The organism is Belnapia sp. AC561 (assembly GCF_979252845.1).
Window position 1 is genome coordinate 1 of record NZ_CEEDBP010000191.1, and the last position, 279, is coordinate 279.

Genomic DNA, 279 nt, shown 5'->3' on the forward strand with positions numbered 1-279 from the left:
GCACACAGCTGTTGAACTTCTTCAAGCTAGACGATGATCGCCGTCTGGTCGACCTGCCGGGCTACGGTTATGCAAAAGTACCGATCCCGCTCAAGCAACACTGGCAGCGCCACCTCGAGGCTTACCTCGGTGGTCGGGAGAGTTTGAAAGGTCTGATTCTGATGATGGACATCCGCCATCCGATGACCGACTTCGACCTGCTGATGCTCGACTGGGCCGTCGCCGCCGGCATGCCGATGCACATCCTGCTGACCAAGGCCGACAAGCTCACCTACGGCG

General features: G+C 59.1%; 1 protein-coding gene. It reads left to right on the plus strand.

Features of this window, described 5'->3' with window-relative positions; all coding sequences use genetic code 11:
* Positions 1-279 (plus strand): P-loop NTPase family protein (locus tag AC0IW9_RS30700; RefSeq protein ID WP_471652089.1); only part of this gene is annotated, 279 nt, incomplete at both ends.